15 protein-coding genes and 1 tRNA gene are annotated in these 15,627 nt (G+C 68.2%); 12 read left to right on the forward strand and 4 right to left on the reverse strand.

Going from position 1 to position 15,627, the window contains the following annotated elements:
- Positions 1–24: 24 nt before the first annotated feature.
- From CGK74_RS07400 to CGK74_RS07410, 3 genes are read right to left on the reverse strand one after another with little or no spacing between them, the layout of a single operon-like run.
- Positions 25–603 carry an amino acid kinase family protein gene (locus CGK74_RS07400; protein ID WP_094267833.1) on the reverse strand — a complete coding sequence of 193 codons (579 nt, stop codon included), beginning with the start codon at positions 601–603 and terminating at the stop codon, positions 25–27.
- Positions 603–1,718: a hydantoinase/oxoprolinase family protein gene (locus tag CGK74_RS07405; RefSeq protein ID WP_240498659.1), complete on the reverse strand. Its 1,116-nt coding sequence runs from the start codon at positions 1,716–1,718 to the stop codon at positions 603–605. Before CGK74_RS07405 ends, CGK74_RS07400 begins: the two co-directional genes overlap by 1 nt.
- 14 nt (positions 1,719–1,732) lie before the next feature.
- Entirely contained in the window at positions 1,733–2,836 is a 1,104-nt protein-coding gene (locus CGK74_RS07410; protein ID WP_240498660.1) for an ATP-grasp domain-containing protein, read from the reverse strand.
- Here CGK74_RS07410 and CGK74_RS07415 point away from each other — a divergent pair.
- From CGK74_RS07415 to CGK74_RS07450, 8 genes are all read left to right on the forward strand, one after another.
- The gene (locus CGK74_RS07415) at positions 2,817–3,530 is read left to right on the forward strand and encodes a HisA/HisF-related TIM barrel protein (RefSeq protein ID WP_094267836.1); all 714 of its coding nucleotides are present in this window, start codon (positions 2,817–2,819) and stop codon (positions 3,528–3,530) included. The genes CGK74_RS07410 and CGK74_RS07415 overlap by 20 nt on opposite strands.
- Before the next feature lie 133 nt (positions 3,531–3,663).
- Positions 3,664–4,959: a molybdopterin-binding domain-containing protein gene (locus tag CGK74_RS07420; RefSeq protein ID WP_094267837.1), complete on the forward strand. Its 1,296-nt coding sequence runs from the start codon at positions 3,664–3,666 to the stop codon at positions 4,957–4,959.
- Positions 4,956–6,629: a formylmethanofuran dehydrogenase subunit A gene (locus CGK74_RS07425; RefSeq protein WP_094267838.1), complete on the forward strand. Its 1,674-nt coding sequence runs from the start codon at positions 4,956–4,958 to the stop codon at positions 6,627–6,629. The genes CGK74_RS07420 and CGK74_RS07425 overlap by 4 nt, the downstream gene beginning before the upstream one ends.
- Positions 6,626–7,567, forward strand: coding sequence for a formylmethanofuran--tetrahydromethanopterin N-formyltransferase (gene fhcD, locus CGK74_RS07430; protein WP_240498661.1), 942 nt, complete (start codon positions 6,626–6,628; stop codon positions 7,565–7,567). Before CGK74_RS07425 ends, fhcD begins: the two co-directional genes overlap by 4 nt.
- Complete coding sequence (locus CGK74_RS07435; RefSeq protein ID WP_094267839.1) at positions 7,564–8,391, forward strand: formylmethanofuran dehydrogenase subunit C; 828 nt, start codon at positions 7,564–7,566, stop codon at positions 8,389–8,391. Before fhcD ends, CGK74_RS07435 begins: the two co-directional genes overlap by 4 nt.
- Positions 8,392–8,428: 37 nt before the next feature.
- A complete protein-coding gene (gene fae / locus CGK74_RS07440; protein ID WP_094267840.1) occupies positions 8,429–8,962 on the forward strand; it encodes a formaldehyde-activating enzyme in 534 nt (177 codons plus the stop codon).
- A gap of 19 nt (positions 8,963–8,981) precedes the next feature.
- Entirely contained in the window at positions 8,982–10,883 is a 1,902-nt protein-coding gene (gene pabB, locus CGK74_RS07445) for an aminodeoxychorismate synthase component I (RefSeq protein ID WP_094267841.1), read from the forward strand.
- On the forward strand, positions 10,880–11,584 hold the full coding sequence (locus CGK74_RS07450; protein ID WP_094267842.1) for an HAD family hydrolase: 705 nt from the start codon (positions 10,880–10,882) through the stop codon (positions 11,582–11,584). The genes pabB and CGK74_RS07450 overlap by 4 nt, the downstream gene beginning before the upstream one ends.
- Positions 11,585–11,674: 90 nt before the next feature.
- On the opposite strand, the gene CGK74_RS07455 is transcribed toward CGK74_RS07450, so the two are convergent.
- Positions 11,675–11,992 (reverse strand): hypothetical protein, encoded by a 318-nt coding sequence (locus tag CGK74_RS07455; RefSeq protein WP_094267843.1) that lies wholly within the window; start codon positions 11,990–11,992, stop codon positions 11,675–11,677.
- A gap of 221 nt (positions 11,993–12,213) precedes the next feature.
- Here CGK74_RS07455 and CGK74_RS07460 point away from each other — a divergent pair, with 221 nt between their 5' ends.
- The 4 genes from CGK74_RS07460 (at position 12,214) to CGK74_RS07475 (ending at position 15,597) form a co-directional block, all read left to right on the forward strand.
- Entirely contained in the window at positions 12,214–14,247 is a 2,034-nt protein-coding gene (locus CGK74_RS07460) for a sigma-54-dependent Fis family transcriptional regulator (RefSeq protein WP_094267844.1), read from the forward strand.
- Between the two features lie 79 nt (positions 14,248–14,326).
- Entirely contained in the window at positions 14,327–14,677 is a 351-nt protein-coding gene (locus tag CGK74_RS07465; protein ID WP_094267845.1) for a hypothetical protein, read from the forward strand.
- A complete protein-coding gene (def, locus tag CGK74_RS07470; protein ID WP_094267846.1) occupies positions 14,674–15,195 on the forward strand; it encodes a peptide deformylase in 522 nt (173 codons plus the stop codon). Before CGK74_RS07465 ends, def begins: the two co-directional genes overlap by 4 nt.
- 317 nt (positions 15,196–15,512) lie before the next feature.
- A tRNA-Leu gene (locus CGK74_RS07475) sits at positions 15,513–15,597 on the forward strand.
- Positions 15,598–15,627 lie beyond the last annotated feature (30 nt).

Here is a 15,627-nt window from a genome sequence, read left to right on the forward strand (position 1 = left end):
GGACGGCCTGACACAGCCCCGGTCTCAGGGCGTCATCAAGCGGGGCAGCGTCTCCCAGTCAGTTGCCGAAACCACCCGCACCGGACACTCGAGCTGCGCGCGATAGGCGGCGAACTCGGTATCGACGATGCCGGCCTGAACGAACTCATCCTCGTCCGCCCCGGCCGGCACGGCGCAGGACTTCACCATGATCACGCCCTCGGCCTGAAGCCGCGCGGCGAGCCGCAGCGCGAGGCTGTCGGACGTCACGCCCCAGTTGGTCAGTTCATCCGGTGCCTCACGCAGCAGATCGAGCGGCATCCACACCGGCACGGCCCCCGCCGCAAGCTGGGCGCGAATTTCCGTTTCATCGCGCGCGCAGCGCAGGGCGGGGCAGAGCCCCTTCAGCATCTGCGCCATCTGCGCCATCCCGAGCACGGCCAGGTTGTGTCCGGCCAGATCGTCGAAACCCCAGTGCTGCTGCGCCTCGCGCGCGACATCGGCAAAACGGCCGCCGCCGGGCACGATCACCACGCGGCCCCGTCCCTCGAGCGCCAGCATCTCGAGCCAGTCGCGCAACAAGGGATTGCGATCGAGGCTGCCGCCGAGCTTGACGACCCACATCAGCCCACCGCCCGTGCAAACAGCAGCGCCACCGCCACGCTCGGCGCGCAGGTATCGACCCAGGCGCGACAGGCCTCGTCGGCCGGCACCAGGCCAGCGAAATGCGCAAAGGGCAGGTCGTGGCGCCGGGCGAGTTCCTCGCCGAGGAAGAGGCCGCAGCCGGCACCGACCACGGTCGGCCGGGGGGCCACCGGCGTCGGACTGGAGAACCCGGACAGCACGCTGGCCAGGTTACGCTCGATCTCGGCGAGCATCGCCTCGCGCCAAGCGGACGCGAAGCGCAACCACGCGGCTGCATCGACGTCACCGGCATCGCGACCGATCATGCGGGCGATGCGCTGGCGGGTGGCTTCGGCGTCCTTGCCCGCCCCATCGGCTGCAGGGTACTGGTCGTGTTCGGGCGCCAGTTCGCCCGTGAGGCGGAAGACGTCGGCCGTAGTCGCGAAGAATTCGTTCATCACGTTGTATTCGCGGCCCTCGAATGCGATGCGCCGCGCCAGGGCGCACAGCGGGGTGCGCACTGCGCCGAGATACACCAACTCGCCGCTCGACAGGCGATCCGCATCGTTGCGCCCCAGCGGCACGGGCTGCCCCTCGCGCAGCGGAATCAGGTCGGTCGTGGTACTGCCGATATCCACCAGCACCGCCTCCGGCATGCGCTCGCCCACCCACCATGCGGTCGCGAGCCAGTTGGCCGAGGCGATCGATGACCAGTGCTCGCCGATGGTCGCGGCCTCGACCCAGCCCTCGCTGCCTGCGAAGAAACGCACGCCGTCGCCGAGACGCGCACATAAATGCGCCGCCAACCCGCGCACGCCGGCCTCGCGGTTGGCGAAGCCATCGGTCATCTCGGCCGTCATCGTCACCGCGTGGCGCGCGGTGTCGCACAGCGGCCACTGCGCGCGGATCTCGTCGATTGCAGCATCGAGGTGCGACAGGCCTTGCCAGAGCGGCGCTGCGCACTGCCGCACTTCGCGCACCCGGCCATCGAGCACCAGTGCGGCCTTGACGTGCGCGCCGCCGATGTCCCAGCCGATGACGGGCAGGGATGCGCTGCCCGCCACGGCCAGCGGTGTGGCGGCGGCGAGTGGACTGGCAGGCGGCATGCTGGACATGAAGACTTCAGGGTTCATTGGACGGACAGGGCACCGACGGACGCTTCGTGCGCCCGCTCGAGCGCCGCATGCGGTAGCAGGGTGGGTGCGGGCGCGACGCTGAGGATCTCAGCCGCGAGATTACGCCCGTGCCGCACCGATTGCCCGACATAGGCACAGGTCACGCGCGGATTCACCTCGATCACCACCGGATCACAAGGCGCCGAGTCTGACCCGCCCCGACGCTCGCCCGCCAGCACGAGGTCCACGCCGACGAAGCCGGCCAGGCCGGGCAGGGCAGCGCCGACGCGTTGGGCGAGCTGGCGCAGTTCGTCCCCGAGGGCGGAGTCGAGCGGAATGGCGTCGATGTCGACGCCGCGATACTGCACCGCGCCGTCGTCTGCCAGCACTATGCGCTGTCGGTTGATGCTCAGCAGTTCGGTGCGATCCGGCCGGCACAGCAGTGACAGGCTCAACGCATCACCGTGGTCGCGAGCGTCCTTGAGATTCCCGCCCACCCAGGCCTCCAGCCGCGTCGGCTGTCCGCACGAGATCCGTCGCAAGGCCTCGTCCCGCGCCGGCGCAAAACTCGCGAAAACCCGCGTCTGCTCGGCGCCGGCACCATCGTCGGGCTTCACGATCCAGGGTCCGGCCCGCAGGGCTGCGGACGGCTCCTCCCCTCCGGGCGTCCAGCCCCAGGGCACGGCAATACCGGCTGCCGCCAGCCTGGCGCAGGTCGCCTGCTTGCTGCTGGCGACACGGATGCTGTCCGCGTCGCAGCCGACCCAGCGCGCAGCGCCAATCGCTTCGCACAGTTGCAGCAGGATCCCGTCGCTCTCCGGGGCGATGACCCAAATGCGGTCGAAATCCCCTGCAACGCTGCGCAGAAAGTCCACCGCATGCGCCCCGGCCGGCACCCGGAGCGTTCGCTTGCCTTCAAGCGGCGCAAACGCACAATCCACCGCGGTCGTTTCCACCTCCGCAAGCGCCATCAGGTCGGCCAGCACGGCATCACGCATGCTGATACCCTGCGCCAGCAGCGAGGCTTGGGCCGTGGTCGCCGCGCCCAACCCGCCGGCGCTGATTAATTCGTACAACAGGACCTTCGTTTTCCGTTCCATGCACATCATTCCGGTCATCGATCTCCTGCGCGGGCAGGTCGTTCGCGGTATCCGCGGCGAGCGCCAGCACTACGCCCCCATCGAATCGCCGCTGTGCGGCAGCAGCGACCCGCGCGAGGTGGTGCCGATTCTGCTCGATTACGCCGCGGCCGACACGCTGTATGTGGCCGACCTCGACGCACTGACGGGCGGGGCCGTACAGGCAGCGCTGCTGTCGCGCCTGCTCAAGCACGATCCGGGCCTCACGTTGTGGCTGGATGCCGGCTTCGCCGACGCGACCGCGTTCGACGCGCTGTGCGGGGAACTCGCCCGGCTCGGCGCGGACGCTGAGCGCGTCGTACCGGTGTTCGCCAGCGAATCGCTCGCCAGTCCAGCTCAGGCCGCCGCTGCGCTGCGCGATCGGACCCGCAGCATCCTGTCGCTCGACCGTCACGGCGAGGAGACGCTCGACCCCGCCGGGCTGTGGCGCGCGACGGCACTGTGGCCGCAGCGCCTGATCCTGATGGCACTGGAGCGCGTCGGCGCCTACGACGGCCCGGCGCTCGAGCTGCTGCAGTCGGTGAGGGCGCAGGCTCCCGGTGGCACCCGCCTGATCGGCGCCGGCGGCATCCGCCATGCAGACGACCTCACCGGCGCCGCGGCAGCCGGCGCCGACGCCTGGCTGGTCGCATCGGCCCTGCACGACCGCCGCATCCCGCGTGCCCAAGGGTGACGAGCGTGGCTTTTTGGCACACGCCCGGCGCCGGGTGTATCGGATCGGAACGACGGGCCACAAGGGCCGGCACAGGGGGCACATCCGTCTCTCCGTTCCAAGCCTTGGCACATGGCTTGCATAGAGGCCCCGCATGAATACGACCACCCTCGCGCCCGCCCCCGACCCATCGTCCGCCGCGGCGCCGCTTGCCGCCTGCGCGCCCTGGACCTGTCCCTTCTGTTCGCTGCTGTGCGACGGGTTCGGCCTGCAGGATGGCGATCCGCCGCAGCTGCTCGGTTCGGACTGCCCTCGCGCCACGAAGGCGCTTGCTGCCTTCGCCCGGCCCGCCGCGCCGGTCACTCCCAGCATCGACGGTGCGCCCGCGACGCTGGAGGCCACGCTGGATGCCGCCGCTGCCCGTCTGGCGGGCGCGCGCCAGCCGCTGTTCGGGGGATTGGCGACCGACGTCGCCGGCATGCGCCAGCTCTACCGCCTGGCCAACGCCTGCGGCGCCATTCTCGACCACGCGCACGGCGACGCCCTGATGCACGCGCTGCGCCCGCTGCAGGACCGCGGCCAGATGTTCACCACGCTTGCCGAGATCCGCACGCGCGCCGACCTGGTGGTGTGCTTCGGCACGGACGCGTCGAACTATCCCGAGTTTTTCCGTCGCTGCGCGCCGACGGCCAACAGCGAACTGCAGCGCCGCACCGTATTCGTCAGTACCGTCCCGCCAGCACAGGCCATCGAAGGCAGCAGCGTCGAGACCGTGACGGGGCAGGGCGACCTGTTCGACACGGCGGCGACACTCGCCGCCCTCGTCGAGCAGCGCCGTGTGTCCCGGCCGGCGCCCGAACTGGCGGAACTAGCCGATGCCCTGCGCGCAGCACGCTATGCCGTGCTGGTCTGGGAACCGGCGCAACTGCCCGCACACGGCGCCCTGATCGGCGAGACCCTGCTGCGTCTGGTGATGAGCCTGAACCGCAGCACGCGCGCCGGCATGTTCGCGCTGGGCGGACTGGATGGCGCGCAGACCGCCAACGCCGCCATGACCTGGCTGTCCGGCCTGCCGCTGCGCAGCCGTGTCGGTCCGCGGGGCCTCGAGCACCAGCCGCTGCAGTACGCGACCGGCCGTCTCCTTGCCGGTGATGAGGTGGATCTGCTGCTCTGGGTCGCCAGCTTCGGGCCAAACCTGCCGCCACCGCCCACAGGTGTGCCCCGCATCGTCCTTGGCCACCCCACGCAGGCGCCGCACTGCGCGGAGAAGGGCACGATCTTCATCCCGGTCGCCACCCCGGGCGTCAATGCCAGCGGCCATCTGCTGCGTGCCGACGGCGTAGTGGCGCTGCCGCTGCATGCGATCCGCGACGACGGCCTGCCGGGCGTCGCCGACGTCGCCCGCGCCCTCGACGCGCGACTCGCCCTGGTCGCGGAGGACGCACGATGAGCACGATCCGACTGCGCGGCGGCCAGGTCTACGACCCCACCAACGGCATCGACGGCGAGCTGCGCGACATCGGCATCCGCGATGGCCGCATCGTCGAGCTCCACCCACAGGAGAAGGTGGACCACGACTACGACCTCGCTGGCTGCGTCGTCATGGCTGGCGGCATCGACCTGCACACCCACATCGGCGGCGGCAAGGTGAACCTCGCCCGCATGTTGCTGCCCGAGGACCACCGCGCCCGGCGCGAGCGCGACAACCTGCTCGAACTCGCCTCCGGCGGCTGCTGCACGCCCGGCACGCTGCAGACCGGCTACCGCTACGCCGAGATGGGCTACACCGCGGCCTTCGAGCCAGCGATGCTGGCCGCCAACGCGCGTCAGGCGCACATGGAGATGGGCGATACCCCCATCCTCGACCACGGGGCCTACGTGATGCTGGGCAACGAGGAGGTCTTCCTCGAGATGCTGGCGCGCGGCGAGGACTTCGAGCGCATCCGCGACTACGTCGGCTGGTCGATCAACGCCAGCAAGGCGATGGGCGTGAAGGTGGTGAACCCCGGCGGCATCTCCGCCTTCAAGTTCAACCAGCGCAAGCTCGACGTCGACGAGAACCATGTGCACTGGCAGGTCACGCCGCGCCGGGTGGTGCATACGCTGGCGCGCGCGCTGCGCGAGCTGGGCGTGCCGCATCCGCTGCACATCCACGCCAGCAACCTCGGCGTGGCCGGCAACATCGAATCCACGCTCGCTACCATCGACGCGCTGGAGGGCCTGCCCGGCCACCTCACGCACATCCAGTTCCACGCCTACGGCACCGAGGGGCCGAAGAAATTCTCCTCGGCCACCCGACAACTGATCGAGAAACTCAAGGCCGCGCCCAACGTCAGCATCGACGTCGGCCAGATCATCTTCGGCCAGACCGTCACCGCCTCGGGCGACACCATGCGCCAGCTCGCCAATGCCGACCTGGGCAGCCCGCGCAAGTACGTCGGCGGCGACATCGAGTGCGATGCCGGCTGCGGCGTCGTGCCCTTCCGCTACCGCGAGCAGAGCTACGTCAACGCGTTGCAGTGGGCGATCGGGCTGGAGATCTTCCTGCGCATGGACGATCCCTGGCGCGTGGTGCTGACCACCGACCACCCAAATGGCGGCCCCTTCACCAGCTATCCGCACCTCATCAAGCTGCTGATGGACAAGTCCTTCCGCGACGAACAGCTCGCTCGGCTGCACCCCGACGTGGCGGCCATGGCCGACCTGCGCGAGATCGGACGCGAACTCAGCCTGTACGACATCGCCATCATGACCCGCGCCGGTCCGGCGAAGCTGCTGGGGCTCACCGACCGCGGCCAGCTCGGCGTCGGCGCGGCAGCCGACATCGCGGTGTATCGCGAGCAGGCCGACCGCGAGGCGATGTTCGCCACGCCGGAATACGTCTTCAAGGACGGCACGCTGGTCGCCCGCCGCGGCCGGCTGGAGGCGGTGCCCACCGGTGGCACCCATTTCGTCGAGCCCGACTACGACCCGGCCATCGAAAAAACGCTCGAGCGCCACTACCGCGAGCACATGTCCATCGACTGGCGTCACGCCAGGATCAGCAAGGACGAACTGTGCTCCTGCTCAAACCACGGCAGCCTGCTGCCCTGCAAGCTGCACGGCGGGGGGCGGACATGAGCGCCACGGAAACGACCACCCGCATGCAACGCAACGGCATCGACATCGACGACACCTTCGCCGAAGCCTTCCCCATGAAGGCGACGCGACTGATCATCACCGCCCACAACGACACCTGGGCGCAGCATGCCGCCATCGCCGCCACCGGCTTCGCCACCTCGGTGATCGCCTGCGGCTGCGAGGCGGCCATCGAACGCCCGCTGTCGCCGGACGAGACGCCCGACGGGCGGCCCGGCGTGGCGGTGCTGCTGTTCTCGATGTCCGGCAAGGAGCTCGCCAAGCAGGTCGAGCGCCGCGTCGGCCAGTGCGTGCTGACCTGCCCGACCACTGCGGTGTATGCCGGCCTGAAGGACGGCGAGCCGATCGCACTGGCGAAGAACCTGCGCTTCTTCGGCGACGGCTGGCAGATCTCCAAGATGATCGACGGCACACGCTACTGGCGGGTGCCCACCATGGACGGCGAGTTCGTCGGCGAGGAGACGACCTTCGTGGTCAAGGCGGTCGGGGGTGGCAACCTGCTGATCCTCGCGCGCGACACCGAGGCCGCGCTGGCCGCGGCCGAAGCCGGTGTGGCGGCGATGCGCGCCGTGCCGGGCGTGATCATGCCGTTTCCGGGTGGCGTGGTGCGCTCGGGGTCCAAGGTCGGCAGCAAGTACGCCAGCCTGTCCGCCTCGACCAACGACGCCTTCTGCCCGGCGCTGACACCGCTCGCGCGCAAGACCGAACTCGACCCCGGGGTGAACTGCGTGATGGAGATCGTCATCGATGGCCTGACCGAGGCCGACGTGTCCGCGGCGATGCGCGCCGGCATGGACGCCATCGTCGCACGCGGCGCCGAGGCCGGCGTCTCACGCCTGTCGGCCGGCAACTATGGCGGCAAGCTCGGCCCCTTCCACTTCCATCTGCGCCGAATCCTGGGCGGGGAGGGCGCGGCATGAGCACGCGACTGCACCTTCGCCTGCGCCAGCCGCCGGCCTTGCGCGTGTCGCTGGACGACATCGTGCCCGAGACCGGCGCCGATGCCACCGAGGTCGCCCGACGCCCGCTTTGGCTTGGCCGCGAGGCTGTCGAGCTGGGCGAACTCTTCGATGTGAGCGCCCAGGCGCTCGCAGGCGATGCCACGCCCGAACTCGTCATCGAGGGCGACTGCCGCCGCATCGACGACATCGGCCGCGGCATGAACGGCGGCACGCTGCGAGTTGAAGGCAACGCCGGCGACTACCTCGGTGCGGAGATGCTGGCAGGCGAGATCATCGTCGGCGGCAACGCTGGCGACCTGGCCGCCTGCGAGCTGCGGGGCGGTCGCATCGAGATCGGCGGCGGTCTTGGGGACTTCGCCGCCGGGGCCTTGCCCGGCGGCATGGACGGAATGCGCGGTGGCACGCTGGTCGTGCGCGGCAATGTCGGCGCGCGTTGCGCCGACCGCATGCGTCGCGGCATGCTGCTCATCCACGGCGATGCGGGCGACTTCCTCGCCGCACGCATGGTGGCCGGCACGGTGGCACTGGCGGGCAGGGCGGGTGCGCACTGTGGTTACGGCATGCGCCGCGGCACGCTGGTGTTCGCCGGCCCGGCGCCCGAGACGCCGCCCACCTTCGTCGAGACGCGACACGACATCACCGTTTTCTGGGCCTTGCTGCGCCGCAGCCTGGCTTATCATGGCGGCCCTTTCGCGGCCCTGCCTGCACGCACGCCGCGCCGGCTGGTCGGCGACCTCGCGGCCGGCGGCAAGGGCGAATGGCTGCTGCCGCAGATGGATTGACCCGATGCAGATTGACTCAGACCCCCACGGAGCCTTCATGAGCAAGAACTACATATTCCACGCCGGCGAAGCCACCGTCCTCGCTGCCGAGGGCCAGTTCACCGACGCGATGCCCGAGATCCTGATCGGCCGCACCGACGGCCCGGTCGGCCAGGCCTTCGCCAACATGATGGCGCAGAGCAAGGGCCACACCGCCATGTTCGCGATCCGCGCCTGCAACCAGATGGTGCGCCCGGCGACGATCACCGTGCCCAAGGTCACGCTGAAGGACACCGCCAACATCGAGCTGTTCGGTGGCGTCGTGCAATCGGCCACCGCCGATGCGGTGCTCGATTGCGTCATCGAAGGCATCATCCCGCGCGACGTGGCCGACGACCTGTGCATCATCAGCCTGGTGTGGATCGACCCGCGCTGCGCGACCGACCCGAACCTCGACAAGAAGGACATGTACCGTACCAACTACGAGGCGACCAAGCTGGCAATCAAGCGCGCGCTGAACAACGAACCCAGCTTCGACGAGCTGATCGCGAACCGCCACACGATCAAGCACGACTACGACGACTGGAGCTGACCGCGCACGGAGCTTGCCGATGACGTCCCACCCCGGCACCGACTGCTTCGCCCTGCTCGACGACTGCCACGCCACGGCGGCGCAGCCGACCAGCAGGCTCTACACCGGCTTCGTGCGCGAGCACCGCTGCGACGACCCCGCCAGCCTGGACACGATGTGGCCGGCAGTGGCTGCCGACATGCGAGATGGGCTGCAGGCCGTGATACTTGCCGATTACGAATGGGGCGCACGCCTGATGAAGGCCGGCCACGAGCGGATCGCGCCTGGGGCTGCGGGCGCACTGCGCGTGCTGATGTTCGAGCACATGGCGCGCCTGTCGGCCGAGGACGTCAGCGGCTGGCTTGCCCGGCGGGAAGCGGACGAACTGAAGATCGATGCGGGACAGCCAGCGCCGGCCGGCGTCATCGACATCGTCCCGAGCGTCGACCGCGATGCATTCACCGACGCAATCCACCGCATCCACGCCTACGTCGGCGAGGGCGAGACCTACCAGGTCAACTACACCTACCGGCTCGGATTCCGCTGCTTCGGCGCGCCGACCAGCCTCTATCGCAGGCTGCGCGCGCGCCAGCCGGTGGCCTTCGGTGCCTTCATCGCGCTGCCGGTGGAGTCCGGTGGCGGCCATATCCTCTCGTGCTCGCCCGAGCTCTTCCTGCGCAACAGCGGTGGTAGGCTGGAAGCGCGACCGATGAAGGGCACGGCCTCGCGCGCTCGCGTACCCGAGGGTGACAGCGAAATCGCGCGCATGCTCGGCGAGGACGTCAAGAACCGCGCCGAGAACCTGATGATCGTCGACCTGCTGCGCAACGACCTCGGCCGCATCGCACGCACCGGCTCGGTGAAGGTGCCCAAGCTGTTCGCCATCGAGCCTTACTCGACGGTGTTCCAGATGACCTCGACCGTCGACGCGGAGCTGGCCGAGGGCACGAACTTCCCCGATCTGCTGCGCGCGTTGTTCCCCTGCGGCTCGATCACCGGTGCGCCCAAGCACCGCACGATGCAGCTCATCGCCGAGCTGGAGAACACCCCGCGCGGCCTGTACACCGGCAGCATCGGGTGGATCGAGCCGCCAGCCTCGTCCGAGCAGGCTTGTGGCGACTTCTGCCTGTCAGTCGCCATCCGCACGCTGGCGCTCGATCCGCCCGACGCTTCCGGTCTGCGTGCGGGGCGCATGGGGGTGGGGGCAGGGATCGTGATCGACAGCCGGGCCGACGAGGAATTCGAGGAGTGCCTGCTGAAAGCCCGCTTCCTCACCGGTCTGGATCCGGGCTTCAGCCTGTTCGAGACCATGCTGGGCGTAGGCGGGAAGGGCATCCGCCACCTCGACCGCCACCTCGACCGCCTGCAGCGCAGCGCGGCGGCGCTCGGTTTCGCATGCCGGCGCGCGGCGATCATCGAGGCACTGGCCGATCAGTGTGCCGGCCTGGCGCCGGACACGTGTCATCGCATCCGCCTCGCCCTGCACAAGGATGGCAGCACCGAGCTCGCGATCGCCGCCCTTGACCCCTTGCCCGAGGGACCGGTCCGACTCCTGCTGACGAAGACACCGATGCGTGCGAACGATCCTTTCGTCGGCCACAAGACGACCATGCGCGGCGTCTACGATGCGGCCGTCGCGGAAGCAGTGCGCCAGAACGCCTTCGACATGATCTTCCACAACGAGCGCGGCGAGATGACCGAAGGCGGGCGCAGCAACGTGTTCGCACTTGTCGACGGCCAGTGGATCACGCCGCCGCTGGGCGCTGGGCTGCTGCCCGGCGTGATGCGCAGCGTGCTGCTGGACGATCCGGCGTGGAGTGCCCGCGAGGCGCCGCTCACCCTGGAAGCCTTGCGCCGTGCCGAGCGCATTGTCGTCTGCAATGCGCTGCGGGGCGCCGTTGACGCCGTCCTGCACGACGAAGCCGGCGAGGACAGCGCGTGAGTCCACCGTCTCGACAGCCGCCCGCCATCGCGCTGTTCGACCTCGACCATACGTTGGTGCCGTTCGATAGCGGCATGGCGTGGTTTCGCTTTCTCGTCGGCCGCGGCGAAGCCCGGCCTGCCCTGGTGGACGATTACCTCGCGCGCTGCCAGGAATACGTCGCGGGCAGGACCACGGCCGGCGAACTGCATGACTTCGTCGCGCAGACCTTCCGCGACCTCGCCCCGGCTCGGCTGCACGCACTGCGGCGCAGTTTCGCAGCCGAGGTGGCCACGGAGATCCCGTCGGCGGCGCATCGGCTGGTCGCGCACCACGTGGGGCAGGGGCATCGCTGCTGCATCGTCACCGCGACCAACCGTTTCGTCGCGTCGGCTCTCGCCCAGGCCCTGGGCGTCGGCGGACTGCTTGCGACCGAGTTCGAAACAGACGATGGCCGCTTCACCGGACGGCTGGCCGGCCCCGTCTGCCACGGCGGGGAGAAGATCGCCCGCGTCGAGCGCTGGCTGCATGGCCAGGAGCTGCAGTGGGAGACCCTTGGCCACAGCGTCTTCTATTCCGACTCGGCAAGCGATCTGCCCCTGTTGCAGAAAGTGCGCGAGCCCGTGGTCGTACGCCCCGACGCACGGCTTCGCGACCACGCGCTGACACACGGCTGGCGCATGGCGGATACGCTGGAACACCTGCGCCTCGCCCCTCTTTGAAACCCGCACGGGCCAGCGCGCTCTGGCTCACGGACCGCAAGGGACGCTTCTGATGCAGCCTCCGGGCGAACCCTAAGGCCCCTCGGCAGGTCAACCGAACAACTTGTCGAGCACGCGACCAAGCCACCCCTTTGATTGGGCCGGTTCAGCCGACGAGGCCGGGATCGGTCGCAGGCTCGGTTGAGCGACGCGCTGGATGGCCGGTTCGGGCGTCTTTCTCTCCACCTCACGGACAAGCGTCTGCTGCACCACCGGCGCCCGCCGAGCGCTCAGGCGGCTTTCGAGCAATTGCGCGTGATGCCGACGCAGAACGGAGTCCTCCGGCAAGGGAGGAAGCCCTGCGCTGGCGGCGATCTGGTCAAAGTGCCGACGCAGGATGGAATCGGTGGGCGGAAACAGGGCGGTCATGGCTGGACTCCCGATACGCTGAAGGTAGCGAGTCGAAAGCAACAGTCGTGCCTCCAGGCAGGACGGCCGCTGTCAAGGCATCGACAACCCGGAAAACGGGCGCCCCCGCCGGCGCAATGCCCAAGGGTTTGCGTCAATGCAATGCAGGTGCTACTTTTTGGCACACACGCTCGACGTAGTCATATGAGGCTGGCAAACAGCCCGCGGAGGAGATTCTGGAGATGACGAGTTTTCCCAAACTCAGGGACGCTCGCGAGGAGCGGCTGGCCCTTGCTCGCGAGCGTTTCTTCCGTGACGAGATGCCCGAAGACGATGAGCTCTCGCCGCTGATCCTGCGCTCCTGGGAGCGCTGCCGGGACTCTGGTCTCGATCACCGCATATCTCAAGCGATCGATCCGGCCGGCCGCAGCCGCCTGTCCGAGTCCCGTGAGCGCAGCGCCCGCCTGCTGGAACTCGGCAGCGGCGTCATGGAACACGTGTTCGACCAGATCCGCGCCTCGGGCAGCATGGTGCTGCTGGCAGATACGGACGGCATGATCATCCACAGCCTGGGCGATGCGGGTTTTGTCGATCGCGCGGAACGCGTCTCACTGCAACCCGGTGCATGCTGGAGCGAAGATGTGCGCGGCACGAATGGCATCGGCACCGCTATCGCGGAACGCTTGCCCATCGAGGTGCTCGGCGCGGAACACTATCTGGACAAGAACATCTTTCTTGCCTGCAATGCGGCACCGATCTTCGACGCCCGCGGCAAGCTCGCGGGTGTGTTCGACATCTCGGGCGACTACCGCAACCCGCAGCGTCACACGCTGGGCCTCGTACGCCTGTCGGTGCAGCTGCTGGAGAAACGCCTCTTCGAGGGGGAGTTCTCCAACGACATCCTGCTGGCCTTCCACTCGCGCCCCGAGTACATCGGCAGCCTGCAGGAAGGCATGATTGCCGTCAGCCCGGACGGGGCCGTACTGGGGCTGAACCCTGTCGCGCGAGACTGGTTTGCTGGCATGGGCCTGTCGCTCGAGGCGGCCGACCTGTCTGACATTTTCCGCCCCAGCCTGGGCGTGATCCTCGATCGCTGCAAGGCGGCGCCCAACTCGATGGTCAGGCTGGACCTGCGCAAGGGCGGCGAGATCTACGTTCAGGCGCGCTCGCAACGCCCGCTTGCACTGGCCAACCCACAGGTCGTGGTAGAGCAGGGGGGATCGCTACCCCATCCTGTACGCCAGGGCAGCCACACTGCGGCACGCGAGCCCAATCTCGACTCGCTGTGCACCGGCGACGAGCGCATGCAGCGCGCCTTGCAACGCGCCAGGCGCATTGCCGGCAAGGATATTCCCCTGCTCGTCCAGGGCGAGTCGGGCGTGGGCAAGGAGATCTTTGCCCAGGCGTTCCACAACAGCGGACCGCGGGCGGACGGCCCATTCATCGCACTCAACTGCGCGGCGATCCCCGAGAACCTGATCGAATCCGAACTCTTCGGCTATGCCGGCGGCGCATTCACCGGCGCGCGGAAGGAAGGCGCCATCGGCAAGGTGCAGCAGGCACACGGCGGAACGCTGTTCCTCGACGAAATCGGTGACATGCCATTGCCGATGCAGACCCGCCTGCTGCGGGTGCTGCAGGAGCGCTGTGTTACGCCTGTTGGCTCGATGAAGACGATTCCGGTCGATATATCGCTCGTTTGCGCGACCCACCGCGTGCTGCGCGAGGCGGTGGCCAGCGGCGAGTTCCGCGAGGACCTCTACTATCGCGTGAACGGTCTGACCGTCACCTTGCCCGCCTTGCGCGAACGTACCGACGTGGCCTGCCTCGTCGAGCGCATCCTCAAGGCCGAGACTGCGTCGCTGCGTGACACACCGATCACCATTGGTGCCGACGTCATGCACTTTTTCGAGCAGTACGCCTGGCCAGGCAACATCCGCCAGTTGCAGAGTGTGATCCGGGTTGCCGTTGCCCTGCTGGATGACGACGAGAACGTCATCGAAGCCGTGCATCTGCCGGAGGAACTCTTCGGTGCCGATCCGCATCGGGACGACGCAGAACCGATCCGGCCGCTGCAGGTCCACAAGGAAACTAATGTCCCGCCGCTCATGGACACGTCGCCGGCACCGAACGCGGCCCCCCGCAGTCTCGACGAGATCGAGCTCGAAGCGATTGCGGCGGTCATGCGCGAAGTCGGTGGCAATGTGTCAGCAGCCGCACGCCGGCTTGGCATCAGTCGCAACACCTTGTACCGAAAACTCGGAAAGATCGGCTGAATCCGGGCGCTCCAGAACGACTTGGCGCAAAATTCGGCCCTGGATGCCCCACACGCATCCATTGAAAGGAATTGGCGCCATGAACTGCTTCAGGAAACTGCCCGGCTTCACCCGCACACCGGCCGGCCTCGAGACCCGCGTCCTGCGGAAACTGCCTGCCATCGCCCTCTTTGGAACGATCGCGCTTATCCTGCCTTCGATCGTCGTTCGCCTTCTGGATTGGGGCGACGTTTCGCACGCCGCGCTCACGCGCATCGGCATGGTCGACATCTACGTCACCGGCGTCGTCGTGCTGCACTGGACGGTCGTGTTCACTGCCGCCATCTTCGCGTTCATCGTCTTCGTTATGAAGGGACCGGCCTATGTCGCCGACGCCTATGCGCTGGTGGACGCCGACAAGCCGGCGGGCGAGGGGCGTTCGCAGGCATGACCGTCCGTGCCCTTCTGAAGATGGGCGACCCGCGCCTGCTCGCGCCGGCCGCCCCTGTGACCGCGTTTGATACCCCCGAACTCGAGGCGCTGATCGCGGACATGTTCGACACCATGACCGTCAGTGGCGGTGTCGGGCTGGCCGCCCCGCAGATCGGTGTCGGCCTGCAGGTCGTTGTCTTCGGGTTTGAACGCAGCGAGCGTTACCCCGACGCGCCGCCCGTACCGCAGACAGTCTTGCTGAATCCGGTCATCACACCTCTCGACGACGTCACGGAAGAGGGCTGGGAAGGCTGCCTGTCCGTACCGGGCCTGCGGGGTATGGTCCCTCGCAGCGTGAAGATCCGTTATCAGGGCTTCGACCCACAGGGGCAACCCATCGACCGCATCGCCGAAGGCTTTCATGCGCGCGTGGTGCAGCACGAATGCGACCACCTTCTTGGCGTGCTCTATCCTATGCGAATCAAGGACTTTCGACGCTTTGGCTACACGGAGGTGCTGTTTCCGGAACTGTCGTGAGTCTCCGATGTGCCGGTTCGTGTGCGCTCTGAAGGGCATGGCGGGCGCAGCCAGAGTGCAACGACCGATAGCGTCCTGGCGGAATCCCGCATTCCCGCATCGCCTGGAGGCGACAGTTGTCCAGATCTAATCCAATCTCGTAGTTCACATAACACAAATTATCGTTGTTTCAGGTATCGGTATTGGCAGGCCTGCGAAGCGCCACTTGCGTCCACCGAACTCCACCGCCCACCATCGAACTGGGTCATGCAATGATGCGACACGGTCCTGCCGCACCGGGCTGTGTATAATGCTGCCCGCTTCGGCCCACCAACGATGCGGGGGTGGCGGAATTGGTAGACGCACTGGATTTAGGTTCCAGCGCCGCAAGGCGTGAGAGTTCGAGTCTCTTCCCCCGCACCACCTGAAAGCGCAAGGCTTCCAGGCATTCGG

This window comes from Thauera propionica (assembly GCF_002245655.1).
Taxonomy (GTDB): Bacteria; Pseudomonadota; Gammaproteobacteria; order Burkholderiales; family Rhodocyclaceae; genus Thauera; species Thauera propionica.